Origin of the sequence: Rathayibacter sp. VKM Ac-2801, assembly GCF_009834245.1 — a bacterium.
Lineage (GTDB): Bacteria > Actinomycetota > Actinomycetes > Actinomycetales > Microbacteriaceae > Rathayibacter.
On sequence record NZ_CP047183.1, the window covers coordinates 517,151 to 539,511 of the forward strand.

Below are 22,361 nucleotides of genomic sequence, written 5' to 3' on the forward strand. Positions count from 1 at the left end.
TTGCTGCTCCCGGCAGTTCTCCGACTTCTCCCTGGCGAATCGGAACCGGTGCGAGCGCTGGGCGGCCGCGCGGCTGGACAGGTCCCGCGCTCCCGCCTCGGCGAGGAACGGCCGCGTGAGGTGTCAAGGGCTCATCGACGCGCAGCGGGCGAGGGCGTCGGGGGAGTGGCCGACGGCCGCGTCGCCTGCGGCCGATGACGAGCCGGACGAAGGTCAGTGCTGCGGCGGGCTCCGCGGATGCGTGACGCCTATCTCGCGAGGACTGCTCTCACGGCGTCGTAGGCGGGCGTGGGGTCTCCGTCGTCGAAGAGGAAGTCGTGGCCCTGCTGGAGGGCGCCGTCGTTGTCGATGAACCAGTCGTACCGGTCGTCCACTCCCCAGGTGGTGTAGGAGACGCAGGTCCTGGAGCGGAGGCAGGCTCGGAGGATCGTGGCGTACTGCTGCGCCTGGACGTCCTCGCCTCCATCGTCGACGACGTCGTTCTCGGAGATGCGGACGACCAGTCCCGCTCTCCCGAAGGTGGTGAACGTCGACGCGAGATCTGCGGAGGACACGGCGTCGGTATCGAGGTCGTAGACGTGAGCCTGGAGGCCCACGCCGTCGATGTGTCCGCCGCGCTTGTTGGTGTCGAGAGCGAGTCTGAGGAGAGCGTCCTGGCGGGGACCGGGGACGTCGGCGCCGTTCTCGTTGATGAACTGCTTCACATCGGGGTCCGCGGCATGCACCGCCCGGGAGACGGTCACCGGGTAGGACGCGCCGAAGACCCGGTACCAGATGTTCTTCTGCAGGCTGGTCCCCTGATCCACATCCAACGGTTCGTTGACGACGTCGAGCGAGTTCAGGCGGCCCTTGAAATGCGTGACCACTGTGCTCACGTAGTCGAGCAGGACCTTCGCGCTGGCATCCCGGGCCTGTTTGGTCCCGGTCGGCAGGTCGCGCATCCAGCGGGGCATGGCCTCGGTGCAGGCGATGGTGTGGCCGTGCACGGCCATGCCCTTGCTCTTCGCGAGATCCAGAAGGGCGTCGGCCTCCGCGAAGGTGTACTCACCCTGCCGTGGCGACAGTGCCTGCGGTTTCATCGCGTTCTCGGGGGTGAGCGCGCCGAACTCGCCGATGAGGTTCTCGGCGTAATCGGTGTCCGCGGCGAGCGGGCCGAGGGCTGCGGCCGCGCCGATCAGGAAGCCCGGCCGAGAGCGGTCGGCGAGAGCCTGCAGGCCGTTCGGAGACCGTTTCGCGCTGGCCCCGACCGGTCCTGCGGCCGCCAGAGGAGTGCCGGCGGGGGCGGTGGCGGTGAGCGAGGTGACCGTGAAGGATCCGGCCTCGCTCGAGAGGCCGAGCCACAGCCGGCCGGAGTCGAACGCATCCGCCACGGGCAGGGAGGCGAGCGCTTGGCTGCCGCTCGCGATCGTCAGGAGGTCGCCGGAGCGTTTCGTGACGATCGTCGCTCTCGGGTCGCGGAGCGTCACCCGCTTGCCGTACACCGGTCGCGGGTCGGTCACGTCCTGATCGGTCGATCCGTCGAAGACCGCGATGTCGAGAGCCTTGCCGCGGAGCGTGAGCCGCACCCCTGCAGGCTCGATCCGGAACTCGTCAGCGATCACCGGCGGGCTGACGGAGACGGCCAGTGTGGCGTCAGCGGTCACGTTCGCGAACGACGCGCTGAGCGTGAAGTCCCCCGCGGCCACCAGATGCGTTCCTGCGAGGTCGACCGGCGGATCCGACCGGCCCTCCCCGCCGTCCTGCTCGACGATGCGCCGGCCCGTCGCCGCCACCTTCAGACTGCTGCCGTCCGCGTCGACCCCCGGCACGTTCCGCCAGTCCTGCTGCACCAGGTCGATGACGGTACTCCGCCCGGAGGGAACGGCCGCCCCGGAGCAGCCCACCAGAGCGACGAGCAGAACGCCGCTGATCGCCACGCTCACGGCCCGCCGCAGCCGAGCGGCCACGATCGCCATCAGCGCGCACCACCCTCGGCCGCGAGGCCGCGGGCGATGATCTCCGGTGAGACGCCGAGGGGATCGGCGACCACGAGACGCGAGATCGAGGTCATGTCGGTGTCCTTTCGGGGGCCAGTGCGGAGTGACAGAAGTGCGGCTCCAGGGCGTCGCCGGGAAGGCACTCGCTGGTCACCGCCGCTCGTCCCGTCGCCGTCGCGGCCGGATCGGACGGCCCGGTGCGAGATGCTCGCGCTTACCGCCCCGTCCGCCGACGACACTGCTGCTGATGCTCGTGGACTGATTCAGTCCTTCTCCGGTGTGCCCGCACTCCTCGAGTCAGCGGTCTCGTCGGCCGAGGCGACGGGCGGTGCGGACTCGACCCGGGTGGGCTGGGGCCCGGCTGCTTTCGCATCCTTGGCGGCGAGGCGCTTCTTCTGCGACTTGCCGGTGCTGAACGGGCTCACCCACAGCCAGGAGAAGCGCCGCAGCGCCGCGAAGAGGAACAGCGACGCCCAGAGGGAGAACACCGTCAGCGCGGTCGGGAAGATCGTCGCTGGGAGGGTCGGGACATTCGTCTCGCCGAGCAGGGCGACGAACGCGACGACGACAGCGATCACGAAGAGGTGCAGGAGATAGATCTGGAAGCTCTGCTGCCCCAGGGTGACGAAGATCCTCAGTGCGCGGACCTTGACGAGGTGCTGGGAGACGGCGATACCCGCGATGATCGCGACCGAACTGGCGATCAGGATCACGCCCGGAACGCGGTTGGCGTCGAAGGCGACGATCACCGCGATGATGCCGAGGTAAGCCGCCGCCAGCGCGAGCGCCTGCCAGACCTTCACGCGGGCGGCGAAGCGGTAGAACGTGCGGGGGATGAACATGGCCACGAGGAAGAAGATGAAGTTCTGGAGCACCCGGTCCCAGCCGATGTTGTCGGTGTCCAGCAGGCCGGTGGTCGTCGCCGCGACGGCCAGCAGTCCGGCCACCGAGAGCTGGATCCACCGGGGCACCTTGCGGATCGCCCAGGCGAGGATGCTGAAGACCGCGAGAGCCCAGATGAACCAGTAGCTGCTCGACGGCAGGATGGGGAGCACCAGCACGGTGAGCGGGTCCGTCGGTGAGGCGGCCTCCGATCGTGAGAACGGGACGATGAGGTAGAAGACGACCCGGATGAGCGACCACAGCAGGTAGAGGTACACCAGCGCGAGCACCCGACGGCGCCACAGTTCCGGGAACGTCCACGTCAGCATCCGGGCGGCCGTGAGGCCCGCGATGAAGAAGAACACGGGCATGGGGAAGTAGAGCAGCACGGTGCGGAGCTTCGGGACGTATCCCGCGAGGTCGAAGAATCCGAGGAACAACGACGAGTGGTAGAGCACGACGAGGCTGATCGCGACGCCCTTGGCGAAATCGATCCACTCCCGCGACTCGGGGCGCTTCGCAACGGCGGCCGTTGTTCTCGAATCGGTCATCCGTCACTCCTCGTGTGGACGGACGCGGCGCGGCCGCTCTTTCCCCATTGCTGCGAATCCATTGCGCCCCCATGATGCGGATGTCGAATCGAATGTGAAACAGCCCCGGTTCACGCTCTGTACTGGCGCTCAGATTACGTGAATGTGCCCGACTTCGGAGAAATCGCCGATCATTGCGGCTGTCAGGGCGCTCCGGACGCCCTGCGGGCATCGAATGATCTCGCGTGCGGGGAGTCGCTCGCTCCGTAGCGGCGGTCTGTGATCGGCCTGCGCAACTCCGCGTCTTCCGGCGCCCGTGAGCCCGACGCGCACTCGCTCACTGAGAGCGCGCCCCGCGAGCAGCGGGGGAGCTCCGTACGTCCCCTGGTGAACGTTCACGGGGAGGATCCGCGCCGCACTTGTCCTGACCCGACCCACCCGCCTAGCGTGGGGCGTGAACGTTCACGCCGACGACGCCGCGAAAGGGTCACCCATGACCGACTCCACCCCGACCACTCCCGCACCCGGCTGGGCCGTGCTCGGCCCCGGCAGCATCGCGCGCCGGTTCCTCTCCCAGCTCCCGGCGAGCGACCGCGGCGCCCGGCTCGTCGCCGCGGGCAGCTCCGACCCGGGGCGCGCCGCCGCCTTCGCCGCCGAGGCCGTCGAGCAGGGCTTCCCGGAGGCGACCGCCGGCGACTACGCCGCGGTCCTCGCCGATCCGCGGGTCACCGCGGTCTACATCTCCACCGTGCACACGGGTCACGCCGCGCTCGTCCTGCAGGCGCTCGAGGCCGGCAAGGCCGTGCTCTGCGAGAAGCCGCTCGCCGTCAACCACGGCACGGCGATGGCCCTGGTCGACGCCGCCCGCAGCGCCGGTCTGCCGCTGGTCGAGGCGTACATGTACCGCTTCCACCCTCAGACCGCCGCGCTGCTCGAACTCGTCCGCGACGGCGCGATCGGCGACGTCGTGCACATCGACGCCTCCTTCTCCTTCCGCGCGGGGACCCGTGAGGGCCGCCTGTACGACGTCGCGACGGCCGGCGGGGGAATCCTCGACGTCGGCGGGTACACCGTCACCGCCGCGGCGGCCGTGGTGCAGGCCGCGACCGGTGCCGCCGTCGCCGAGCCCGTCGAGTTCGACGCGAGGGGCAGCCTCGGCCCGACCGGCGTCGACGAGTGGAGCGTCGCCCGCGCGACCTACCGCGGCGGCATCACCGCGACCCTCCGCACCGGAGTGGCGCTCGACGACGTGAACGCCCTGACGATCCACGGCACTCGCGGCCGGCTGCACGTGGCCGACCCGTGGTTCGGTGCGGCCGACACGGGCATCGAGATCAGCGTCGTGGGGGAGGAGCCGCGCATCGTCTCCTTCGAGGGGGAGAGCCCCTACGCGCTCGAGGCGGATGCGACGACCGACGCCCTGGCCGCCGGGGCCGTCGAGGCGCCGCAGATGACGCTCGAGGAGACGCTGGCGACGGCCCGCACGCTCGACCGCTGGCGCGCCGCGGTCGGCCTGCGCTTCCCGTTCGAGGCCGAGACCGCGGACATCCCGACGGTGTCCGGACGGCCGTTGCGCGCGGCGGCGGACACCCCGATGCTCTTCGGCGAGATCCCCGGTGTCGGCAAGAGGATGTCGCGGCTCGTGATGGGCGTCGACAACCAGCCGGATCTGGCGCACGCCTCGGCGATCTTCGACGCGTTCGTCGAGCAGGGCGGTACCGCCTTCGACACCGGCTACATCTACGGCGACGGCATGCTCGAGGGCCGCCTCGGCCGGTGGATCCGCAACCGCGGGATCCGCGAGGACGTCGTCGTGATCACCAAGGGCGCGCACACCCCGCACTGCGACCCGGAGTCGCTCTCCCGGCAGCTGCTCGAGAGCCTCGAGCGCCAGGGCACCGATTACGCCGACATCTACCTCATGCACCGCGACAACCTCGAGGTGCCGGTCGGCGAGTTCGTCGACGTGATGGACGAGCACCAGCGCGCCGGGCGGATCCGCGCCTACGGCGTCTCGAACTGGACGCCTGCGCGCTTCGACGAGGCGCAGGAGTACGCCCGCGCCCACGGCCGGGCCGGGTTCCAGGCGCTGAGCGACCATTTCGGCCTGGCCGAGGCGTACGACGTGCCGTGGGAGGGCTGCGTGCACGTCACCGATCGGGCGTCGAAGGAGTGGCTGGTCGAGCGGCAGATCCCGCTGCTGCCGTGGTCCTCGCAGGCCCGCGGCTTCTTCACCGGCCGCGCCCGCCCGGACGACACCAGCGACGCCGAGCTCGTGCGCTGCTACTACGGGCCGGACAACTTCGAGCGGCTGCGCCGGGCCGAGCAGCTGGCGGCCGAGCACGGTGTCGGAGCGACGGCGATCGCGCTGGCCTACGTGCTCGCGCAGCCGTTCCCCACCTTCCCGCTCTTCGGTCCGCGCACGATCACCGAGCTGCGCTCGTCGATGCGGGGCCTGTCGATCGAGCTGACTCCGGAGCAGACGGCGTGGCTCGACCTCCGCGCCTGAGCGCAGCCGAGGGCGGCGGCCGCGCGACGATCCACGACGTCGCGGCCGCCGCCGGAGTCTCCCGCCAGACCGTCACCCGCGCGATGAACGGCATGCAGGGGATCAGCGAGGAGACGAAGCGGCGGGTCCTCGACGCCGCGGAGCAGCTGTCCTACCGCCCGTCGCGGTTCGGCCGCGGCCTGGTCACCGGCGGCGAGCACCAGCTCGGACTCGTCGTCGACGACCTGCGGAACCCGTGGTCGCCGGAGCTCGCCTCGGCCGTCGTCCGGGTCGCGGCTGCGCGGGGCTGGAACGTGTCGCTCGCGGACGTCGGCCTCGCCGCCGACTCCGACCGGATGATCCAGGCTCTCGGTGCGCAGACCGACGCGGTGATCGGCACCTTCGGCGATCGTGCTGCGGAGTGGATCGAGCGGCTCGGCTCCGTGCCCGTCGTCGAGCTCGATCCCACCGGCGACCCGCTGCGGGCCGCGGTCCTGCTCGACCACTCCGACGCGGTCGAGGCGCTGGCCGAGCACCTGGCCGGAGCGGGTGTGCGGCATCCGGTGGTCGTCGACGTCTCCCGGGACGCGCGGCCGAGCCGGCGGGCGGAGCTGCTGGCCCGGGCCTTCGCCGCGCACGGACTCGAGGCCTCCGTCGTGCGCGCCGAGGGCCCCACAGCCCAGGCGGCCGCGGACGCGACCGAGCGGATCATCGCCCGGCCCCGGGTCGCCGACGCGATCGTCGCGTTCAACGACCTCTGCGCGCTCGGCGTGCTCTCCGCCTGCCGTCGGGCGGGCGTCGATGTGCCCCGCGACGTCCGGGTGGTCGGCATCGACGGCCTCTCGATCGGGCGGCTGCTCGCGCCGACGCTGACGACCCTCGCCGTCGACCTCGACGAGCTCGCGCGGCACGCCCTCGACCTCGCGGTCGCCATGATCGCCGGCGAGCTCCCCCCGGGCGGCCCGGAGGTCCACCGCACGGTCCGCCACCAGCTGGTGCTCCGCGAGTCCGCCTGACGCGTCCCGGCGGGGAACGAGGCAGGAGGCGGTCCCGGGACTCCGCGTCCGAGTGAGGGATCAGGAAGGTTCAGGGAGGTCGAGGAAGTCGATATCGACGATGTCGGTCATCTCGTCGTCCCAGGACGGTCGGGCGGGTTGCATCCGACGCGTCTCGAGCTCGATGTGCGCGATGGCTGCTTCGTCGAGGGGTTCGTCGCCGTGGCTGTTCTCCACGGGGATGGAGAACAGCTGGCTGGCCGGTCCGATGAGCAAGTGGGCGTAGGCGTTGCTTCCCGCGTCGGTGACGACGGGCACGGTGACGATGTCCGATCTCCCGACGTCGGCGAGGGCACGGGCGTACCGGAGCACGGCCTTGCAGGTGACGTCACCGACGAGCATCGAGCCGCTGGCGTAGTAGAGCTTCCTCATGGGGTCACTGGTCCGATCGAAGGTGTGCGGGCTGTCGTTCCTCGTGGTGCGCTCGAGGCGTCCGGGGCGTGGGGGTCGGTTCCACCGGGGTCGGGTTCCGGGCTGATGCGGAGTCCGTTGACGGTGTAGGAGTCCTGCATGAGCTGACGTACCCAGGCGAGGTTGATGCTGGGTGAGCGGTTGCCGGCGAAGGTGAAGTCGAGCGGGATCGCAGGATGAAGCCACACCGAGCGCCGTCCGCTTCCGATGTCGACGGTGTTCTTCCAGGACAGGTAGAAGCTCTCGCCTCTGCCGAGCTTCGTTCCGATCACGAGCTGCAGGTGAGCGAGGAGGCGGTCCTCGAAGTCGGTTCCGGAGCTGGAGTTGTAGTGCAGCTTGCCCATGGGGTCCCGCCGGTGCGTGCGTCCGAGAAGGGCGCGATTCGCCACGCGAGGTCTCGGATGGGCTCTGAGACTAACCCCTGCTCCGCACGAGTCGGGCCGATTCGGGGTACTCGGTTCCGCGCCTGCCGGATCCCGAGGTCTCAGGGTCGTTTCTGCTACCTCACCAGGATGTTTCTTTTTCGCCCGATTCGGCGAGTCGGAGGCGTAGGGTGGCGGCTGCCGGTCGCGTCGCGGAGGTGCACCAACTCTCTCGCACGAGTCGGACGGCGCCACTCGGCCGAGAGGGCTTCCCCCTTATCGAGTCGAGCCCTCATGTCCTTCCGGGACGAGAACCAGCAAGACACCATCCGCGCCCTCCAGGACCTGGTTACGGCGTTCTCCGGGCCGCACTGGGTCCACCCCGCCTATGCGGAGCACGTGCTCGCGCACGCCACCGAACTCCTCGACGTCGCGCAGAACACCGGCAGTCGAGGTCGCGTGCGCATGCCGACGCTGATGTGGCCGCGCTCGGCCGTCTTCGAGGACCCGAACCCCCCACCAGTGCCACCCGCAGCCCTGTGAACAGCAGGCCCGCGCCGACCTCGAGTCGATCCGCTCCGTGCATCCTCATCGGGACGGCGAGGGCGGGTCGCCCGTCGATCGCCTCGTGGGCGTGGTTCACGAGCGACCGCGAGGGAGGCCCTCGTCGCCCGCGGTCTCGCCTCGGAGCTCGAGCGTGCAGGGGCCGCCGAGATCGCGGCAGGTCATGACCTTCACGGTGTCCTGGTTCCTCCCGTCGCGATCGCGGCGGCAGCTGTTCCAGTGGCGTTCCGGGGGGCCGGGAGGCGGGGGTCGGGCTCGCGGGTGACGACCATGTCCTGGTTCGCGATCGGGCGCAGGAGCGAGCGCAGCCACAGCGGGTTCATTCCGCTGGTCTCGCGGTGATCGAAGTGGTACTCGAGCGGCGTGCCCGGGTGGACGGTGATCGCGTTGGGGTGGTGCTCTGCGCGGCCGCGCTGGGCCCACGTCAGCCGGAACGACGCTCCGATCGGCATCCGGCGCTCGAGGGCGATCCGGAGGTGGTGGAGGGTGCGGTCGTCGAAGTCGATGCGCCATCGCCAGGCGCCGTAGATGAGCTGTCCCATGACGGGCCCTCGATGCTGTCGGCAGTACCGGGTCGTGATCGTCTGCAGCGGAGCGGAAGTCCGCGGGGCAGAAAGCGGTGGAGGGTCGCGTCCTGACCATGAGTGCCGTGGTCGAGTGCTTTCCACTGTACGCCTCGAGTGCGGGGCAGCCTCCGTGCGGGGCGGCATCCGTGCGCAGCGGTTCCGTCCCCGAGGAGCGACCGTGGGTCGGGCGTGAGTCGCCGGCGCGTGCCCGATATCGGGAGATCCGGTTCCGACCGCGTGCGGAGGCGTACAGTCCGAGCATGGCTGAATCGATCAGCACGACCCCCGCACCAGCCGGGGGGAAAGCCCGCAGCGGCTCCTCGAAGCCGTTCCCGATCCCCACGACCTCACGGCGGACCAGTCGCCTCACGCTCCTCGACGAGGAGCATGCCCGCGAGGCCCGGTTCTGGAGGTCCTACGACGCCGCCCCCTCCTCGGCCACCGCCTGGGCCGACGCGGCCGCGACCGCCTGGCGCAGTGCGGCCGCGAGAGCGCAGGCCGAGCGTGACATCGACCGGTGGAACGATGAGGGCGGATCCGCGGCCGACGCCCCGCCGACGTCGGACGCACGGCCGACGCGCTGAAGTCGCTGATGTCGAGTTGCGGTCGCGCCTCCCGGCGGGCGGGTTTCGATGACCGATCCCTCGCACTCGCTCATCGTCTTCGCGAGTGGGATGTGCTCGGCGTCTACGCCGACGAGATCCGACCGGCGGACGACGAGGAGTACGACGATCTCGTCGACCCGCTCCGCATCGCGCTCGAGGCGGGAGCGTCAGCCGAGGAGCTCAGCGCCCGTCTGGTCGACGTCCTGCGCCGGCAGTACGGACTCACGATCTGCGACGACTCCGCCGAGATCACCTTCACTCGCGACCTGCACACCTGGTGGCCGACGACGACGCCGTAGCGTCGCCCTCTCTCGGTTCGAGGACCGGCGCGGCGATCGTGCACTCCGCGATCTGCACACACCGGGTGCGGAACAGTTGGAACGGTCACTGGCCGGGCCGGCGTTCGGCGTCTCTCTCGGCCTGGTCGGCGCTGTCGCGCTGTCGGGGTGCCCGGCGGGGACGGGTGCCGATGCCGACCCGGAGGAGGGCGGAGACGACTGCTGCGCGGATCACGAAGAACAGGGCGAGCAGGACGAGGGCTATGACGAGTACCTGGCCGACGAGGACGCTGAACACGGAAGCGGGATCCATTCCCGGATGGTACCGGGGGCGGGCATCGCCGCCACCGGGGGCACGATCGGATCGAGGATCGGCCCCGTCGACGACGTCGCCGACGGGGCCGAGCGCCTCATCGGCGCCCTCACCCGCTGGACGAGTGGCGGCACCTGCTCGTCAGTGGCGGGGCGCCGAGTCGAGCGCACGAGGCGCATTCCGGCGCTGGGCGACCCTCGACACAGCGAGGAATGAACTCCTGTCTGCGAGAGAACGCTTGCGCCTGGGTGGGGGCGATGTGCGGCCCTGCGCTCAAGTCCGGACCCCTTGCGTCTTGACCCGTCGCCGAGGTCGAGACGACACCGACGTCCCCTTGTCGGTCGGTCGCGCGACGCCACGGAACGGCCCGTCTCTCGGTCACAGCGTCACGCTCAGGTGACCGCGCCTCACGTGCAGGGCAGTGTCAGCGGGGCGTCTGTCGGATGGTGCGCCGGTTCTCGGCCTTGAGGATCGTGCCGGCGAGGACCGCGGCGAGGATCGCGCCGATGGTGTTCATGAACCAGTCGTTGGTGTCGCAGGAGCGGCCGATCGCCGGAGCGGATGCCTGGACCAGCTCGATCAGGGCGGAGAGGCAGGAGACGCAAGCGGCGATCAGCAGGGGCCGACCGGTTGCGACCGCGAGCAGCAGGGTCCCGGGGAGCAGGAGCGCGATGTTCGCGAGCGTGTCGATGCCCTCGAACGGCACCGAGAACTGCACGGTGCAGAAGACCAGCGGTGTTCCATCGGGCGGGTACACGGTCAGCGCGATCGCCGCGACGAAGGCTGACGCCGCGAGGACGAGGAGGGTCTTCCTCGCGCCGCGGCGGCGGAGCAGCCAGGCGAGTGCGGTGACCGACGCGACCGCGATCCAGAAGCCGAGAGGTACGAGCGCGGCACGGTCGACGAGGAAGGTGCTGATCATGATGCTCTGCTTCCGGGTATCTGGCTGGCGAGATCGAAACTAGCGGCGTTCCACCCGCACTGCGCGCCACGAGCGACGTCGCGTCGAGCGGTTGGCGAACTGTGTCCGATGAGAACGTGTCGCCCCAGTCCGAGCCGGCGCCTCCGTCCCGTATGGGGATCCCCTAGTGGGACGCTGACTCGCCGCGGGATGGCGCCTCGACGTCGTGATGGCCGGCGCCGATGTCGGGGCTCGTCAGCGGGTGGGAGGCGAGTTCGATGGCTTGCTCGCGGGTGAGGTGCTGCGGGAAGTTCACGTGAGCGAACCGGCCGGTGGGATCCTCCGAAGAGGACGGCATCGCGACACGGCTTCCCTGGAGGAACGTCACGATCGCGTCCTGCGTGGGGTCGGTGGTGACGCGGCCCAGCCTGTCGCGCAGTTCGAGAAGCACCTTCTCGCCTGGCGCCGACACCTCGAGGACGACCTGCTTCGACCGGCCGGTCTCGATCCTCCGTGCTGTGGTGAACGACGCGAAAGGCGTGACCCGTGAGCGTACGCGCACCGTCTTGGCCGACAGGTCGGCGTACGGTGCCGGTCGGCGAATCGCGTGCACGACGAGCGGCAGAACGGTCAATACGATGAACGCACCGACGAGTACCGCCAGGCGAGCAGCAAGGGGAACGGCGTCCGGGTTCAGTGCGTCGAAAACGAGGTTGCCGCCGACGATCGCAACGAGAGAGACTCCGATGAGAACACGCTCCGTCGGTGCTCCTGCGCGACTGAACCACTTCCACTGAGTGAGTCGCACCTCGGACGCCGAACGTCCACCTCTGAACCCTGCCGCCATCGGTCGCCCCTTCCGTTTCGTTCAGCCTGTCGTACGGCCTGCGGTTCCGGCCAGCAGATCCTCGACGCCCGGCCGACGATCCCCATACGGACAGCCGAACCTGCCCTCCGGGCCCTCGGAGCTCCGCCTCTGCGCTCGCGCCTCGGACTGAATCGCAGGCCGCTTCCGTCGGGAGGGGGACGCGCGAGCCGGACCTTCGTTCATAGAGTGAGGGCATGCCTGAGTTCATTGAGGATTGCGACCTCTACGCCGCCACGTCCTATCCCGTCACCGTCTCCAATGGACGACGCGTGATGCGCAAGCTCCCCGTCAAAGCGCGCATCAACACCGAGACCGGGCAGATGGAGCTGTATGTAGACCCCTCCCAGCTGCACCAGCTGCAGGAGTGAAGCATCAAGGGAGCCGTCCTTGAGCGGGCGGCTGCCTGCGTCTTCACAGACCTGCGCGAACGAGCCGTGAGGTCAAGCGCCGCGGGCGCCGTTGCCCCTGTCGACTAGGGGGCGCGATCAGCTGAGCGACGGCCGAGACCAGCTACTCGGACCCGGATGATCCGCAGGCCGTGCAGTGCTGCGGAGGCGGTCGCAGCGCTGACGCTGTCGCTGCGACCAATGGTGCCGGTCAGAGAGTTTGACTCCGGCGACGATCTGAATGTGCGCGAGGATCCTGTCCTCGAACTCGAAAGTGTGGTCGTGGTAGTGCAGGACGCCCATGCTGAGAACCGGCGTTGAGGTGAACTCACCGGGTGCAGGGGCGGGGAATGACCCCGAGTCAGGCAGACGCGGCCATCGAACGGCAGGGCGACTGCAACTGCTGACGGCATCTCGCAAAGGCCTAGCCGTTGAATTCTGGTCGACTTATGGTCGACCACGGCGACCATGGCCCCGCAGCAGGATCAGCCCTCGCCCTCGCGAACGCTACTGCGGAGCCGTACTACCCGAAAAAGGGTCTGAACGAGGAGTAGGCCGCGACGCTGGTGCGGGACCTGACGACGGACGATCCGCAGACCGCGGTCATGGCTCACTTCCCGGCGTCGAACCCGAACTCCGTCGCGGAGCTCGTCGCTGAGTGCTCCCCGGTCGCACGAGCTCAAGCACAATCGACCGTCTACTCCGACGTCGTCCCGGTCAACGCGAGGGTGATCCTCGATGCACCCGGGCTCGCGCGCTGCGACATGTACCTCTCCTGGTCCGAGAGCCACGGCGAAGCGTGGTCAGTCCACCTCACGGACCCGCCGCCGCAGGACCCGCTTGCGACACCGATCCGCACACCAGAGACCTAGCCGCGCACCACGAGGCGACGTTGTAGCCCTGGACGATCCCCTGCGGGACGTCTCAACTAGTCGTGCGGCTGAAGATTCGGAGTAGTCGCTCGCATTTCGGCGGGTCCAGAGTCAGACCGTTCCTGAGCCCCCAGAGCAGGTAGGACATCGACCGGACGATCGCCCAGGCGCGCGCTCGTTCGGGCGGCACATCAGCAGCGGTCACGAACGCCTCGAAGGCCGCCAGCACGTCGGGGTCCGCGTCGAGCTCGTCGAGCCGAGACCACAGGACTCGGCCGACGTCGTACTCACGGTCGCCCTGGAGCAGGACCGGATCGACCACGGTCCACGGGTAGCGGCCACCCGCGAGCACCTGCTCGAAGTGGAGGTCACCATCGACCGACGTCAACGGCACGTCCCGCTCCGCAAGCCAGGCCGCCGCGTCCACCGCCTGCTTGAGCAGAATCCGCGACGTCGGCTGTCCGAGAGCGTCCCACTCCTTCGGAAAGGACTCCACTGCTTCTCGTGCGATCGTTCGAGTGCTGGGCGCTGTCGCCGGCGCCGGGGTCGCGAGAAGGCGGGTCAGCTCGCCGAGAGTGACGACAGCCGCCATTAACGGCTCATCGGCGAGCGACCGCGTGTGATCGAGCCGCTCGAGCAGTGACGCCCCCGCATCAGGGTCCGCGTCGAGCAGCCGGACGACTCCGCGACCGTCCCAGTGCGCCAGCGCAGCGACCTCCGTCGCGACGTCATCACCCGGCGGAGCCAGGCGCAGGACCGCAACCTGCGCCCCATGGAGGACCGGGACGACGAGAGCGTTCGACCCGTGCATCGGCTCGCCGTCGACCGCGAGACCCCACCTCGTGCACTGGCTCTCGACCAGAAGCGGAAGGTTGCCGAGCCACTCTCGGCCCTCCTCATCGCTCCACCATCTCGGCATGGACCGGAACGACTGCGGCACTGCAACCATCCCCGCAGCCTAAGCGCGGCACCTCTATCGCCGGCGGCGCACCGAGATGCGCGCAACCAGGAGAACTCTCCGAGGAGGGCCCTCTCCGACCTGACGTTCCGCCCCGCCGAGCTCCACCCGGAAGACCCCGCGCTGCGCGAGGCGCAGACCGCGAGCCTGCGCCTGCTCACCTCCGCCGTGCCCGCCCAGTCCCCCAGACCCTCCTCCTCCGTCCCGACCCTGACCCTCGTCAGCTGGGGCTTCGCCCACGGCGTCGTCGCACTCCTGCGCGAGGGCGCACTGCAGAGCATCGGCGACATCGGCACCCTGACCGACGACCTCGTCACCGCCTTCGAATGCACACTCCGCTGACCGGTGAGTCATCCGGTTTCATGACAGCTCGGAGGGTGGAGATCTTCTCCCAGACCCTCTCGTGTTCGTCGACGACGAAGCGCAGTAGTGCCACGGCCTTCGCGAGAGTGGAGAGGTCTGTGTCGTCTGGTCGATGAAGTCCGGTCAGCGACCGAGCAGACCGCGGGCTACGGAAGCAGTGGTGGCGCGATCAGTTCGAGGAAGCCGCCGAGCACTCCCTCGAGGTAGATGATGCGTGTGCCCGCTCGAGCGCCGCTGGCCATCCGGTGGGGCATGCCGACCGGCCGCCAGCCGTATGCCGCACAGAGGTCGAGCGCACGGTCGAGGTCCGAGACCGTCAGTGCGATGTGCACCGTGCCGATGTCCGCGGGTGAAGAGGTACCCGCTCGAGCCGACCGAGGTGGGGCGTACTGCAGCAGCTCGATCCGATGGTCTCCGAGCGTGACCGTGCTCATCGAGTAACGCTTGTGGCCGCCCGCCCCCTCGTCCGCGGCCGAACCCTCGCGATTCGTCGCCGACCAGCTCACCCGGGTCCGCCTCTTCGGGGACCCCGAACGCGGCTTCGAGACGTGCCGGTGAAGGATCTCCATACGGGGCGCTCGAAGAGCCACTGATTCGCACAGTCGCGACCGCGCTCACCACCCGGCAGTCGCTCGTGGCGCGCAGTGCGGGTGGAACGCCGCTAGTTTCGATCTCGCCAGCCAGATACCCGGAAGCAGAGCATCATGATCAGCACCTTCCTCGTCGACCATGCCGCGCTCGTACCTCTCGGCTTCTGGATCGCGGTCGCGTCGGTCACCGCACTCGCCTGGCTGCTCCGCCGCCGCGGCGCGAGGAAGACCCTCCTCGTCCTCGCGGCGTCAGCCTTCGTCGCGGCGATCGCGCTGACCGTGTACCCGCCCGATGGAACACCGCTGGTCTTCTGCACCGTGCAGTTCTCGGTGCCGTTCGAGGGCATCGACACGCTCGCGAACATCGCGCTCCTGCTCCCCGGGACCCTGCTGCTCGCGGTCGCAACCGGTCGGCCCCTGCTGATCGCCGCTTGCGTCTCCTGCCTCTCCGCCCTGATCGAGCTGGTCCAGGCATCCGCTCCGGCGATCGGCCGCTCCTGCGACACCAACGACTGGTTCATGAACACCATCGGCGCGATCCTCGCCGCGGTCCTCGCCGGCACGATCCTCAAGGCCGAGAACCGGCGCACCATCCGACAGACGCCCCGCTGACACTGCCCTGCACGTGAGGCGCGGTCACCTGAGCGTGACGCTGTGACCGAGAGACGGGCCGTTCCGTGGCGTCGCGCGACCAACGTCGACCTCGGCTACGTCTCAGGACGCAGGAGATCCGGATCTGAGCACAGGGCAGCAGATCACCGCCCCCACCCCTAGGCGCAAGCGTTCTCTCGCAGACAGGTTCATCCCTCGTCGTGTCGAGGGTCGCCCTGCGCCGGAATGCGCCTCGCGCGCTCGACTCGGCCGGCCCACATCCTCTGTAGCAGGCGGTGGAGCTCATACGGAGCCGGCCTGAGCATCCGTGGACCGTGACCGAACTGGCGGCGGCCGTATGAGTGTTCGCGGCCATCAGGAGGCGTTCCGCCGAACTCTCGACACGACACCGATGGCCTGCCTACGGCAGCAGCGACTCGAGCGGGTCCGCGAGGAACTGCTCGTCACCGCGCTGGGAACTGTCAGCGTGACCGAGGTGACCACTCGATGGGGCTTCATCCACCTCGGCCGATTCGCCGCCAGCTATCGCGCAGCGTTCTCCGAGAACCCCTCCGACACCCTCCGCTCGTAGCCCGCGTCGAGCAGAGGCCGACGTCACAGCATGGGCAGCCGGCGCGGTCGCGGGCCGCGGGGGAACGCGGCGTCGATCCGGTCGAGTTCGGCGGTGCTGAGCTCCAGCGCGCCCGCCCCTGCATTGTCGTCGGCGTGCGCGACGGTGGAGGCCTTGGGGATGGCGAAGACAGCCGGCCGGCGCACGAGGAAGCGCAGGGCGACCTGCCGGGCGCTCGCACCGTGCTCCGCCGCGATCTGCTCCAGCACGCGGCCCCCCGGCGTCCGCGGATCGGGGAAGCGGTCGTGACCGAAGGGACTGTACGCGACGACGGCGATGCCCTGCCGTTCACACCACGGGAGCACGGCGTGCTCGATCGCGCGCTCCTCGAGGTGGTACAGCACCTGATTGCAGGCGAGGTGCCCTTCCCCGCCCGACCGCCAGGCCTCCTCCAGATCGTCGACATCGAAGTTGCTCACGCCCCACGACCGGATCTTGCCCTGCTCGCGCAGCTGCTCGAAACCGGCGAACGTCTCCTCCAAGGGGTGCGAGCCGCGCCAGTGCAGGAGGTAGCAGTCCAGCCTGTCGGTGGCCAGCCGCGTCAGCGTGCGCTCGCACGCCGCCATAACTCCGGCACGCGAGGCGTTGCTCGGGAGCACCTTCGAGACGAGGAAGACCTCGTCCCGCCGTCCGGCGATCGCCGCACCGACCACCGGCTCGGCGTCGCCGTACACCTCGGCGGTGTCGATGTGCGTCATGCCGCTGTCGATCCCGTGACGCAGCGCGGCCACGGCGGTCGGGCGGTGGGCGTCGTCGATGTACCAGGTGCCCTGCCCGATCACCGAGACCTCCGACGGAGGGCGGCCGAATGAGCGGTGCTCCATGATCGTCGTCCCTGCCGCGCCTACACGGGCTGCTTCTCGGCGACGACATCGACCTCTTCGACGGTGGGCTCTCCGAACAGGACCCCGGTGTTCTCGCCGAGCGCTCGGCCGACCTCGCCCGACAGGTGCGCCTGGCGCCCGGAGTCGTCGGGGAACGCGTCGAAGATGCCGAACGACGTGGGTCCGAACTGCAGCGCGAACCACCGGACCGTCTTCGGCTCCCCTTCCACCATCGTCAGCCCCTGGTTCAGGAACGCCCGCAGATCGTCCGCCTTGTCGGGCAGCGCCTCCAGACGGACGAGGAGTGCCTTGCTCACCTGGGTTGCCATCATCGGTCTCCTTTGCTCGATCGTCGTAGCCGGCCCCGGATCACGTCCGCCCGGTGACGGTGCCATCGTGCCCACTGCGACCCCTCCGCACCTACGACCTTGACGGATCCTCCCTCGACGAGTACCGACGTCTGCGCGCGGCGCGCACCCGGGAAGGCGCTTCTGAGAGGGCGGTGGTCTGGGCTCCGGATGCGCCTGAGGCACACTGACCCCTGCTCACGGGCGTGAGCGGGGCGCGGCCTACCGCGGCGTCGCCATCGGAACCGTCCCTGCTCCTTCGGGTGGAGCGGGAGCGATTCCCCGAGGGTCAGGGGCGGAAGACCGCCCGCACGCATCCGTCTGTCTTCTCCTTGAACATGGCGTAACCGGCGGGTCCGTCCTCGAGCGGCATGACGTGCGTGGCCAGGTGCTCGGTGACGATCTCGTCGCGCGCCATGCGCTCGAGGAGCATCGGGATGTACCGGTGCCCGTGCTGCTGAGCGGACCGGAGCGTGAGGCCCTTGTTCATGATCGCCCCCAGGGGGAACTTGTCGACGAAGCCGCCGAACACACCCAGCACGAAGAGGCTGCCGCCCTTGCGTGCGGCGAAGATCGCCTCGCGAACGGCGGTGGGTCTGTCCGTCTGAAGCCGCAGCTGCTGCTTCAGCTGGTCGTAGGCGAAGTCGGGTCCGTCGCGGTGCGCCTCCATGCCGACCGCCTCGATGCACACGTCGGGGCCGCGTCCGCCTGTCAGCTCGCGGAGCTCGGCCGTCACCTCGCTTGTCTCGTAGTTCATGGTCTCCGCGCCGATGACCTGCTCGACCTGGGTCAGCCGCTCGTGGAAGCGGTCGATCACGATGACGCGTTCGGCACCGAGCAGCAGCGACGCGCGCGCCGCCATCTGCCCGACGCCGCCGGCGCCCCACACCGCGACGGTGTCACCGGGCTTCACACCACCGAGATCCGCGCCCATCCATCCGGTCGGGGCGGCGTCGGAGGCGAAGAGCGCCCGCTCGTCGCTCACCCCTTCAGGGACGGGGAAGGCCCCCTGGTCGGCGTAGGGCACGCGGATGTACTCGGCGTGACTGCCGGCCCATCCGCCCAGCGCGTGGGAGTAGCCGTAGCATCCACCGGGGGCCTGCCCCCAGAGCATCTCCGGGATGCCCGCGTTGGGGTTGCCGTTGTCGCAGAGCGAGAAGAGCTCGTTGCGGCAGTACCAGCACTTCCCGCAGCTGATGAACGAGCACACTACGACGCGATCGCCGATCTTGTGCTTGGTGACGGCCGATCCGACGTCGACGATCTCGCCGATGAACTCGTGGCCGAGCACGTCGCCCGCTCGCATCGTCGGGACGTATCCGCCGAGCAGGTGCAGGTCGGATCCGCAGGTCGTGCTCAGCGTCACCTTGACGATGGCGTCCTGAGCATTGAGGATCCCCGGATCCTCGACGTTCTCCACCGCGAGCTCGTTCACTCCGGTCCAGCACAGAGCCTTCACAGCACACCCTCGCCCTTCGCCTCGTCCTCTGCCTTGTCGACCACGCCACCGAGCAGCGTGCGCGGACGTTCTCCGTGCGGTCTCGGCGTGGCGCGGAGGATCTCGCCCGTCTCGAAGATCTGTTTCGCGTCGCGCAGAGCCTCCCGCAGCGCCTTGCCCAGATCGCCGTTCTCGCCGAGATCGACGCCCTCGCGGACTCGCGCATGGACTTCGAAGCCCTTGTCCCCGGGAGCCGGGTCGATGCGGATGTCGAGCGACTCCGCCAGACGCTCCAGCGGCTCGGGATACCCGCCGACGGCGAAGTCCTCGGCGTCGCCCAGCACGGTGACGGCCTTCCACCCCTGGGGATGCGCTCCGTCCCCGTCCGACTCGCGCTCCTTCTTCACCAGGGTGCGGGCGACCAGGCCCACTGCGACGCTCGCAACACCGACTCCGACCGCGACAGCTGCTCTGCCGGCCATGATCACGCCGCCTTCCCGGGCTTGAGGACGACCTTCGTCCACCCGTCGTCCCGGTTGTCGAAGTGCTCGTAGGCGCCGGGCGCCTCGTCGAGCGTGAGCTCGTGGCTGACGATGAACGACGGCGAGGCCTTGCCTGCGGCGATCAGATCGCGCAGCTGGCGGTTGTACCTCTTGACCGGCGCCTGACCGGTCCCCATGGTCTGACCCTTGAACCAGTGCAGTCCCATGTCGAACGCGATCCGGCCCTGCTTCGCCAGTTCGTCGGGGCCGCCGGGGTCCTGCGGCACGAAGACGCCGACGGTGCCGATCCGTCCGGTGAAACGCACCGACTGCACCAGGCGGTTGAGCGTGAGGTTCGGCTGTTCGTCGCCGCCGGGGTCGTGCGCCTGGTAGCCGACGCACTCGCAGCCGTTGTCGGCGCCGAGCCCCATCGTCAGCTCGAGCACGGCCTGCACAGGGTCGACCTTCGAATCGTCGATGGCGATGGCGCCGATGGACTCCGCCAGTCGGAGTCGATCCGGATGCCGATCCACGACCATGACTCTGCTCGCACCCCGGATGGTGGCAGACAGGGCGGCCATCAGCCCGACAGGGCCGGCGCCGTAGACGACGGTCTGATCCCCCGGCTTCACTCCCGCCATCTCGGTCGCGTGATAGCCGGTCGGGAAGATGTCGGCGAGCATCACGTAGTCCGACGCCTTCTCCTCTGCGTCCTCACCCAGACGAAGGCAGTTGAAGTCGCCCCAAGGCACACGCAGAAGCTCGGCCTGGCCGCCCGCCCACGGCCCCATGTCGGCGAATCCGTAGGCCGCACCCGCCCATTCCGGGACGGGCTGAGCAGTGAGGCAGTAGTTGGTGAGCCCTCGCTCGCAGTTCTTGCAGTGCCCGCACGCCACGTTGAACGGCAGGACGACGTGATCCCCTACCGCGATCTTGTCGACGCCGTCTCCGACCTCGATCACCTCGCCCATGTTCTCGTGCCCGAACCACCGCCCGGTCTCGAAGCTCGTGCGCCCCTCGTACATGTGCAGGTCGGACCCGCAGATGTTCGTCGTCGTGACGCGCACCAGCACGTCGGTGGGACGCACTATCCGAGCGTCCGGGACGTCTTTCACCACGACCTCGCGCGGCCCTTCGTACACGACTGCTCTCATGTTCGTCTCCTCCTGTGCGTGACGTGCCCTGGAACGAACCGCTGGCCGACCGGCCGCGCGACACCTCCATGGGACGCCCGGCGGGCGAGACGACGCCATCGGCAGACCTGCCGATCCCGTCCGCCGACGGGAGGCACCACCTTCCGCGGAGTGCGTGATAAGCCTGGAGGAACGTTTCCGGATAGTCATTCGGTTTCCCGTTCCGACGAGCTCGAGGTGGTCGCTCCCGTGACACGCAGCGCCGCACTTCAGCTCGACGAGATCGCGGCGCGCCCGCGTCCCGCCCACGAGCGTGCGCAGGCGCTGCTCGACGAGGTGCGTCTTCACGTCCCCTTCGACGGCGCGTGGATGTCGCTGGCCGAGCCGCGGGGCGCCGGGTACGCGTTCCTGGCGAGCACGGACCTCGACGCGTCCACTGTCCGCTACCTCAGCGGTCCGCAGATGGCGCGGGACATCGAGGCGACCGGCGCCGACCGCGCGAGTCCGCCGATCAGCCTCTCAGACTTGTCCCGGCCCTCGGGAGACCTGCAGACCTGGGCCGAGTGCCTGGTCCCCGCGGGGTTCCACGAGACGCTGTCCGTCGCGCTGTTCGAGGCCGGAGGGCGGCACGTCGGCTCCATGACGGTGCTGTTCGAGAGCGCCGACCCGCCGGCGCCGACCCTCCGACGGCGCTTGGCCCGACTGGTGCCATGGCTCGCGTCGGCGATCGATCCGATGCGATCGCTCGCGGCGGCGGCGAGCTTCGTGACGGGGGCCGGAGCCGGCGCGGTCCTCCTTCCCGATCACGGCGTCGCACGCCTCCCGGGCCTGTCGGACGACGCGCTCCTCGCCGCCGACTCGGCTCTGATCGGCGCCGCCCGGGATGCCCTCGACGACGGGCAGGGCTACGCCGCGTTCCTGTGGCCGCGCGGAGACCCGCAGGCACCGGACGGCTACCTGCGGGTGACGGTGCTGGCCTGCGAGGAGGATCTCCACGCTGTCGCCGCCGGCGTCGTCGTGCTCTCCGCCGCTCCGCAGCTGAGGGGCCTGACGCCGCGGGAGCTCGAGGTGCTCGGTCATGTCATCGAGGGGTGCTCCAATGTCGAGATCGCTCGGGCGCTGGCGATCGCTCCCCGCACGGTCGCCGCTCACATCGAGCACATCCTGATGAAACTCGATGCCACCTGCCGCACGCTCGCGGCCGTCCGCGCGGAACGGGCCGGGCTCTACCTCCCCCTGCTGAGTGGGCGGACCGGATGAGTGCCGTCGACGGCCTCGAAGCTCAGTGGCCGTCGCCGATCAAAGAGGAGAACCCATGTCCCATCTGGCCCTGAAAGCCGGTGTCGCCGCGATCGTCGGCGCAGCGGTCGCCGTTGTCGTCGCGCTCCTCGGCCTCCCCGACCTGTCGCCACTGCTGGGTTGGGCGATCGCGTCGGCGGTGTTCCTGGTCTGGGCGTGGTCCGGGGCGTGGCCCGCCGACCCCGAGCGGACCCGAGACCTCGCACGTCACGAGGAGCGCTCGCGGAAGCTGGTCGACTCGGTCATCATCGCCGCCACCTTCTTCAGCCTCGTCCTGGTGGTCTTCGCGCTCGTCCGCAGCCAGCAGAAGGACCCCGTCGGCTCCGCGGCGGCGATCCTCGCGGTCGTGGGTGTCGTGGCGGCCTGGGCGCTCATCAACACCGTCTACGCCTTCAAGTACGCACGGATGTACTACCTCGACGACAAGCACCGGTTCGACTTCGACCAGGACGAGGACCCCTCGTACAGCGACTTCGCCTACACGGCGTTCTCGATCGGCATGGCCTACAACGCCGGCAACATCACGCAGTCGTCCACCCCGTCGCGCCGCATCGCCCTCGGGCACGCCCTGCTGTCCTACTTCTTCGGGACCTTCGTCGTCGCGGTCGCCATCAACCTGATCACCGGCCTCACCCAAGGAGGGTGAGG

The 22,361-nt window shown here is 69.6% G+C and carries 28 protein-coding genes; 13 read left to right on the forward strand and 15 right to left on the reverse strand.

Annotated elements, in window-relative coordinates; translation table 11 throughout:
• Positions 1 to 248: 248 nt before the first annotated feature.
• Both GSU45_RS02300 and GSU45_RS02305 read right to left on the reverse strand, forming a co-directional pair.
• Complete coding sequence (locus GSU45_RS02300) at positions 249 to 1,955, reverse strand: endo-1,4-beta-xylanase (protein WP_159912355.1); 1,707 nt, start codon at positions 1,953 to 1,955, stop codon at positions 249 to 251.
• 284 nt (positions 1,956 to 2,239) lie between these two features.
• On the reverse strand, positions 2,240 to 3,409 hold the full coding sequence (locus GSU45_RS02305) for an acyltransferase (RefSeq protein WP_159912357.1): 1,170 nt from the start codon (positions 3,407 to 3,409) through the stop codon (positions 2,240 to 2,242).
• Positions 3,410 to 3,881: 472 nt separating this feature from the next.
• Between GSU45_RS02305 and GSU45_RS02310 the strand changes: the two genes are divergently transcribed.
• Positions 3,882 to 5,897, forward strand: coding sequence for an aldo/keto reductase (locus tag GSU45_RS02310; RefSeq protein ID WP_159912359.1), 2,016 nt, complete (start codon positions 3,882 to 3,884; stop codon positions 5,895 to 5,897).
• Positions 5,876 to 6,892, forward strand: coding sequence for a LacI family DNA-binding transcriptional regulator (locus GSU45_RS02315; RefSeq protein ID WP_159912361.1), 1,017 nt, complete (start codon positions 5,876 to 5,878; stop codon positions 6,890 to 6,892). Before GSU45_RS02310 ends, GSU45_RS02315 begins: the two co-directional genes overlap by 22 nt.
• A 60-nt stretch (positions 6,893 to 6,952) precedes the next feature.
• On the opposite strand, the gene GSU45_RS02320 is transcribed toward GSU45_RS02315, so the two are convergent.
• Together GSU45_RS02320 and GSU45_RS02325 are read right to left on the reverse strand one after the other, a co-directional pair.
• On the reverse strand, positions 6,953 to 7,303 hold the full coding sequence (locus tag GSU45_RS02320) for a hypothetical protein (RefSeq protein ID WP_159912363.1): 351 nt from the start codon (positions 7,301 to 7,303) through the stop codon (positions 6,953 to 6,955).
• Positions 7,300 to 7,686 carry an ATP-dependent DNA ligase gene (locus tag GSU45_RS02325; RefSeq protein ID WP_159912365.1) on the reverse strand — a complete coding sequence of 129 codons (387 nt, stop codon included), beginning with the start codon at positions 7,684 to 7,686 and terminating at the stop codon, positions 7,300 to 7,302. Before GSU45_RS02325 ends, GSU45_RS02320 begins: the two co-directional genes overlap by 4 nt.
• Before the next feature lie 312 nt (positions 7,687 to 7,998).
• Between GSU45_RS02325 and GSU45_RS02330 the strand changes: the two genes are divergently transcribed.
• On the forward strand, positions 7,999 to 8,247 hold the full coding sequence (locus tag GSU45_RS02330; protein ID WP_159912367.1) for a hypothetical protein: 249 nt from the start codon (positions 7,999 to 8,001) through the stop codon (positions 8,245 to 8,247).
• Positions 8,248 to 8,438: 191 nt separating this feature from the next.
• Here the strand turns inward: GSU45_RS02330 and GSU45_RS02335 are convergent, their stop codons facing one another.
• Positions 8,439 to 8,810 (reverse strand): hypothetical protein, encoded by a 372-nt coding sequence (locus GSU45_RS02335; RefSeq protein WP_159912369.1) that lies wholly within the window; start codon positions 8,808 to 8,810, stop codon positions 8,439 to 8,441.
• Positions 8,811 to 9,094: 284 nt separating this feature from the next.
• Between GSU45_RS02335 and GSU45_RS02340 the strand changes: the two genes are divergently transcribed.
• Positions 9,095 to 9,418, forward strand: a complete 324-nt coding sequence (locus tag GSU45_RS02340) for a hypothetical protein (RefSeq protein ID WP_159912371.1) — start codon at positions 9,095 to 9,097, stop codon at positions 9,416 to 9,418.
• Between the two features lie 92 nt (positions 9,419 to 9,510).
• Positions 9,511 to 9,738 carry a hypothetical protein gene (locus GSU45_RS02345; RefSeq protein WP_159912373.1) on the forward strand — a complete coding sequence of 76 codons (228 nt, stop codon included), beginning with the start codon at positions 9,511 to 9,513 and terminating at the stop codon, positions 9,736 to 9,738.
• An 85-nt stretch (positions 9,739 to 9,823) separates the two neighbouring features.
• On the opposite strand, the gene GSU45_RS02350 is transcribed toward GSU45_RS02345, so the two are convergent.
• From GSU45_RS02350 to GSU45_RS02360, 3 genes are all read right to left on the reverse strand, one after another.
• Positions 9,824 to 10,030 carry a hypothetical protein gene (locus GSU45_RS02350; RefSeq protein WP_159912375.1) on the reverse strand — a complete coding sequence of 69 codons (207 nt, stop codon included), beginning with the start codon at positions 10,028 to 10,030 and terminating at the stop codon, positions 9,824 to 9,826.
• A 424-nt stretch (positions 10,031 to 10,454) separates the two neighbouring features.
• Positions 10,455 to 10,952, reverse strand: a complete 498-nt coding sequence (locus tag GSU45_RS02355; RefSeq protein ID WP_159912377.1) for a VanZ family protein — start codon at positions 10,950 to 10,952, stop codon at positions 10,455 to 10,457.
• A gap of 163 nt (positions 10,953 to 11,115) precedes the next feature.
• Positions 11,116 to 11,778 (reverse strand): hypothetical protein, encoded by a 663-nt coding sequence (locus GSU45_RS02360; protein WP_159912379.1) that lies wholly within the window; start codon positions 11,776 to 11,778, stop codon positions 11,116 to 11,118.
• A 215-nt stretch (positions 11,779 to 11,993) separates the two neighbouring features.
• Here GSU45_RS02360 and GSU45_RS02365 point away from each other — a divergent pair, with 215 nt between their 5' ends.
• The 3 genes from GSU45_RS02365 to GSU45_RS02375 all read left to right on the forward strand — a co-directional run bounded on the left by GSU45_RS02365 (position 11,994) and on the right by GSU45_RS02375 (position 13,057).
• Positions 11,994 to 12,167 (forward strand): hypothetical protein, encoded by a 174-nt coding sequence (locus tag GSU45_RS02365; RefSeq protein WP_159912381.1) that lies wholly within the window; start codon positions 11,994 to 11,996, stop codon positions 12,165 to 12,167.
• Between the two features lie 156 nt (positions 12,168 to 12,323).
• Positions 12,324 to 12,506, forward strand: a complete 183-nt coding sequence (locus GSU45_RS02370) for a hypothetical protein (protein ID WP_159912383.1) — start codon at positions 12,324 to 12,326, stop codon at positions 12,504 to 12,506.
• Between the two features lie 284 nt (positions 12,507 to 12,790).
• Positions 12,791 to 13,057, forward strand: coding sequence for a hypothetical protein (locus GSU45_RS02375; protein ID WP_159912385.1), 267 nt, complete (start codon positions 12,791 to 12,793; stop codon positions 13,055 to 13,057).
• A 52-nt stretch (positions 13,058 to 13,109) separates the two neighbouring features.
• On the opposite strand, the gene GSU45_RS02380 is transcribed toward GSU45_RS02375, so the two are convergent.
• Complete coding sequence (locus tag GSU45_RS02380; RefSeq protein ID WP_159912387.1) at positions 13,110 to 14,006, reverse strand: aminoglycoside phosphotransferase family protein; 897 nt, start codon at positions 14,004 to 14,006, stop codon at positions 13,110 to 13,112.
• A gap of 177 nt (positions 14,007 to 14,183) precedes the next feature.
• Between GSU45_RS02380 and GSU45_RS02385 the strand changes: the two genes are divergently transcribed.
• A complete protein-coding gene (locus tag GSU45_RS02385) occupies positions 14,184 to 14,357 on the forward strand; it encodes a hypothetical protein (protein WP_159912389.1) in 174 nt (57 codons plus the stop codon).
• Between the two features lie 167 nt (positions 14,358 to 14,524).
• On the opposite strand, the gene GSU45_RS02390 is transcribed toward GSU45_RS02385, so the two are convergent.
• On the reverse strand, positions 14,525 to 14,947 hold the full coding sequence (locus tag GSU45_RS02390) for a VOC family protein (RefSeq protein ID WP_279631105.1): 423 nt from the start codon (positions 14,945 to 14,947) through the stop codon (positions 14,525 to 14,527).
• A 135-nt stretch (positions 14,948 to 15,082) separates the two neighbouring features.
• On the opposite strand from GSU45_RS02390, the gene GSU45_RS02395 reads away from it, so the two are divergent.
• Complete coding sequence (locus GSU45_RS02395) at positions 15,083 to 15,580, forward strand: VanZ family protein (RefSeq protein WP_159912393.1); 498 nt, start codon at positions 15,083 to 15,085, stop codon at positions 15,578 to 15,580.
• 391 nt (positions 15,581 to 15,971) lie between these two features.
• The gene (locus GSU45_RS17200) at positions 15,972 to 16,151 is read left to right on the forward strand and encodes a helix-turn-helix domain-containing protein (RefSeq protein ID WP_244248268.1); all 180 of its coding nucleotides are present in this window, start codon (positions 15,972 to 15,974) and stop codon (positions 16,149 to 16,151) included.
• 23 nt (positions 16,152 to 16,174) lie between these two features.
• On the opposite strand, the gene GSU45_RS02405 is transcribed toward GSU45_RS17200, so the two are convergent.
• The 5 genes from GSU45_RS02405 to GSU45_RS02425 all read right to left on the reverse strand — a co-directional run bounded on the left by GSU45_RS02405 (position 16,175) and on the right by GSU45_RS02425 (position 20,354).
• Positions 16,175 to 17,014 (reverse strand): aldo/keto reductase, encoded by an 840-nt coding sequence (locus GSU45_RS02405; protein WP_159912395.1) that lies wholly within the window; start codon positions 17,012 to 17,014, stop codon positions 16,175 to 16,177.
• A 20-nt stretch (positions 17,015 to 17,034) separates the two neighbouring features.
• Entirely contained in the window at positions 17,035 to 17,343 is a 309-nt protein-coding gene (locus tag GSU45_RS02410; protein WP_159912397.1) for an antibiotic biosynthesis monooxygenase, read from the reverse strand.
• 307 nt (positions 17,344 to 17,650) lie between these two features.
• Positions 17,651 to 18,820 carry a zinc-dependent alcohol dehydrogenase gene (locus tag GSU45_RS02415; protein ID WP_159912399.1) on the reverse strand — a complete coding sequence of 390 codons (1,170 nt, stop codon included), beginning with the start codon at positions 18,818 to 18,820 and terminating at the stop codon, positions 17,651 to 17,653.
• Positions 18,817 to 19,281: a hypothetical protein gene (locus GSU45_RS02420; RefSeq protein ID WP_159912401.1), complete on the reverse strand. Its 465-nt coding sequence runs from the start codon at positions 19,279 to 19,281 to the stop codon at positions 18,817 to 18,819. Before GSU45_RS02420 ends, GSU45_RS02415 begins: the two co-directional genes overlap by 4 nt.
• Before the next feature lie 2 nt (positions 19,282 to 19,283).
• Complete coding sequence (locus GSU45_RS02425; RefSeq protein ID WP_348272085.1) at positions 19,284 to 20,354, reverse strand: glutathione-independent formaldehyde dehydrogenase; 1,071 nt, start codon at positions 20,352 to 20,354, stop codon at positions 19,284 to 19,286.
• A gap of 231 nt (positions 20,355 to 20,585) precedes the next feature.
• On the opposite strand from GSU45_RS02425, the gene GSU45_RS02430 reads away from it, so the two are divergent.
• Both GSU45_RS02430 and GSU45_RS02435 read left to right on the forward strand, forming a co-directional pair.
• The gene (locus GSU45_RS02430) at positions 20,586 to 21,674 is read left to right on the forward strand and encodes a LuxR family transcriptional regulator (protein ID WP_244248184.1); all 1,089 of its coding nucleotides are present in this window, start codon (positions 20,586 to 20,588) and stop codon (positions 21,672 to 21,674) included.
• 55 nt (positions 21,675 to 21,729) lie between these two features.
• Complete coding sequence (locus tag GSU45_RS02435; protein WP_159912405.1) at positions 21,730 to 22,359, forward strand: DUF1345 domain-containing protein; 630 nt, start codon at positions 21,730 to 21,732, stop codon at positions 22,357 to 22,359.
• Positions 22,360 to 22,361: the final 2 nt, after the last annotated feature.

Excerpts from the sequence above, each read along its gene's own strand:
- GSU45_RS17200 (WP_244248268.1), top strand. The coding sequence starts at position 15,972 with ATGGCCTGCCTACGGCAGCAGCGACTCGAGCGGGTCCGCGAGGAACTG.
- GSU45_RS02375 (WP_159912385.1), top strand. The coding sequence starts at position 12,791 with ATGGCTCACTTCCCGGCGTCGAACCCGAACTCCGTCGCGGAGCTCGTC.
- GSU45_RS02405 (WP_159912395.1), bottom strand. The coding sequence starts at position 17,014 with ATGGAGCACCGCTCATTCGGCCGCCCTCCGTCGGAGGTCTCGGTGATC.
- GSU45_RS02310 (WP_159912359.1), top strand. The coding sequence starts at position 3,882 with ATGACCGACTCCACCCCGACCACTCCCGCACCCGGCTGGGCCGTGCTC.
- GSU45_RS02300 (WP_159912355.1), bottom strand. The coding sequence starts at position 1,955 with ATGGCGATCGTGGCCGCTCGGCTGCGGCGGGCCGTGAGCGTGGCGATC.
- GSU45_RS02380 (WP_159912387.1), bottom strand. The coding sequence starts at position 14,006 with ATGGTTGCAGTGCCGCAGTCGTTCCGGTCCATGCCGAGATGGTGGAGC.
- GSU45_RS02335 (WP_159912369.1), bottom strand. The coding sequence starts at position 8,810 with ATGGGACAGCTCATCTACGGCGCCTGGCGATGGCGCATCGACTTCGAC.
- GSU45_RS02390 (WP_279631105.1), bottom strand. The coding sequence starts at position 14,947 with ATGGAGATCCTTCACCGGCACGTCTCGAAGCCGCGTTCGGGGTCCCCG.
- GSU45_RS02355 (WP_159912377.1), bottom strand. The coding sequence starts at position 10,952 with ATGATCAGCACCTTCCTCGTCGACCGTGCCGCGCTCGTACCTCTCGGC.
- GSU45_RS02350 (WP_159912375.1), bottom strand. The coding sequence starts at position 10,030 with ATGGATCCCGCTTCCGTGTTCAGCGTCCTCGTCGGCCAGGTACTCGTC.
- GSU45_RS02395 (WP_159912393.1), top strand. The coding sequence starts at position 15,083 with ATGATCAGCACCTTCCTCGTCGACCATGCCGCGCTCGTACCTCTCGGC.
- GSU45_RS02365 (WP_159912381.1), top strand. The coding sequence starts at position 11,994 with ATGCCTGAGTTCATTGAGGATTGCGACCTCTACGCCGCCACGTCCTAT.
- GSU45_RS02330 (WP_159912367.1), top strand. The coding sequence starts at position 7,999 with ATGTCCTTCCGGGACGAGAACCAGCAAGACACCATCCGCGCCCTCCAG.
- GSU45_RS02420 (WP_159912401.1), bottom strand. The coding sequence starts at position 19,281 with ATGGCCGGCAGAGCAGCTGTCGCGGTCGGAGTCGGTGTTGCGAGCGTC.
- GSU45_RS02320 (WP_159912363.1), bottom strand. The coding sequence starts at position 7,303 with ATGAGGAAGCTCTACTACGCCAGCGGCTCGATGCTCGTCGGTGACGTC.
- GSU45_RS02360 (WP_159912379.1), bottom strand. The coding sequence starts at position 11,778 with ATGGCGGCAGGGTTCAGAGGTGGACGTTCGGCGTCCGAGGTGCGACTC.
- GSU45_RS02435 (WP_159912405.1), top strand. The coding sequence starts at position 21,730 with ATGTCCCATCTGGCCCTGAAAGCCGGTGTCGCCGCGATCGTCGGCGCA.
- GSU45_RS02410 (WP_159912397.1), bottom strand. The coding sequence starts at position 17,343 with ATGGCAACCCAGGTGAGCAAGGCACTCCTCGTCCGTCTGGAGGCGCTG.
- GSU45_RS02370 (WP_159912383.1), top strand. The coding sequence starts at position 12,324 with ATGATCCGCAGGCCGTGCAGTGCTGCGGAGGCGGTCGCAGCGCTGACG.
- GSU45_RS02325 (WP_159912365.1), bottom strand. The coding sequence starts at position 7,686 with ATGGGCAAGCTGCACTACAACTCCAGCTCCGGAACCGACTTCGAGGAC.
- GSU45_RS02305 (WP_159912357.1), bottom strand. The coding sequence starts at position 3,409 with ATGACCGATTCGAGAACAACGGCCGCCGTTGCGAAGCGCCCCGAGTCG.
- GSU45_RS02340 (WP_159912371.1), top strand. The coding sequence starts at position 9,095 with ATGGCTGAATCGATCAGCACGACCCCCGCACCAGCCGGGGGGAAAGCC.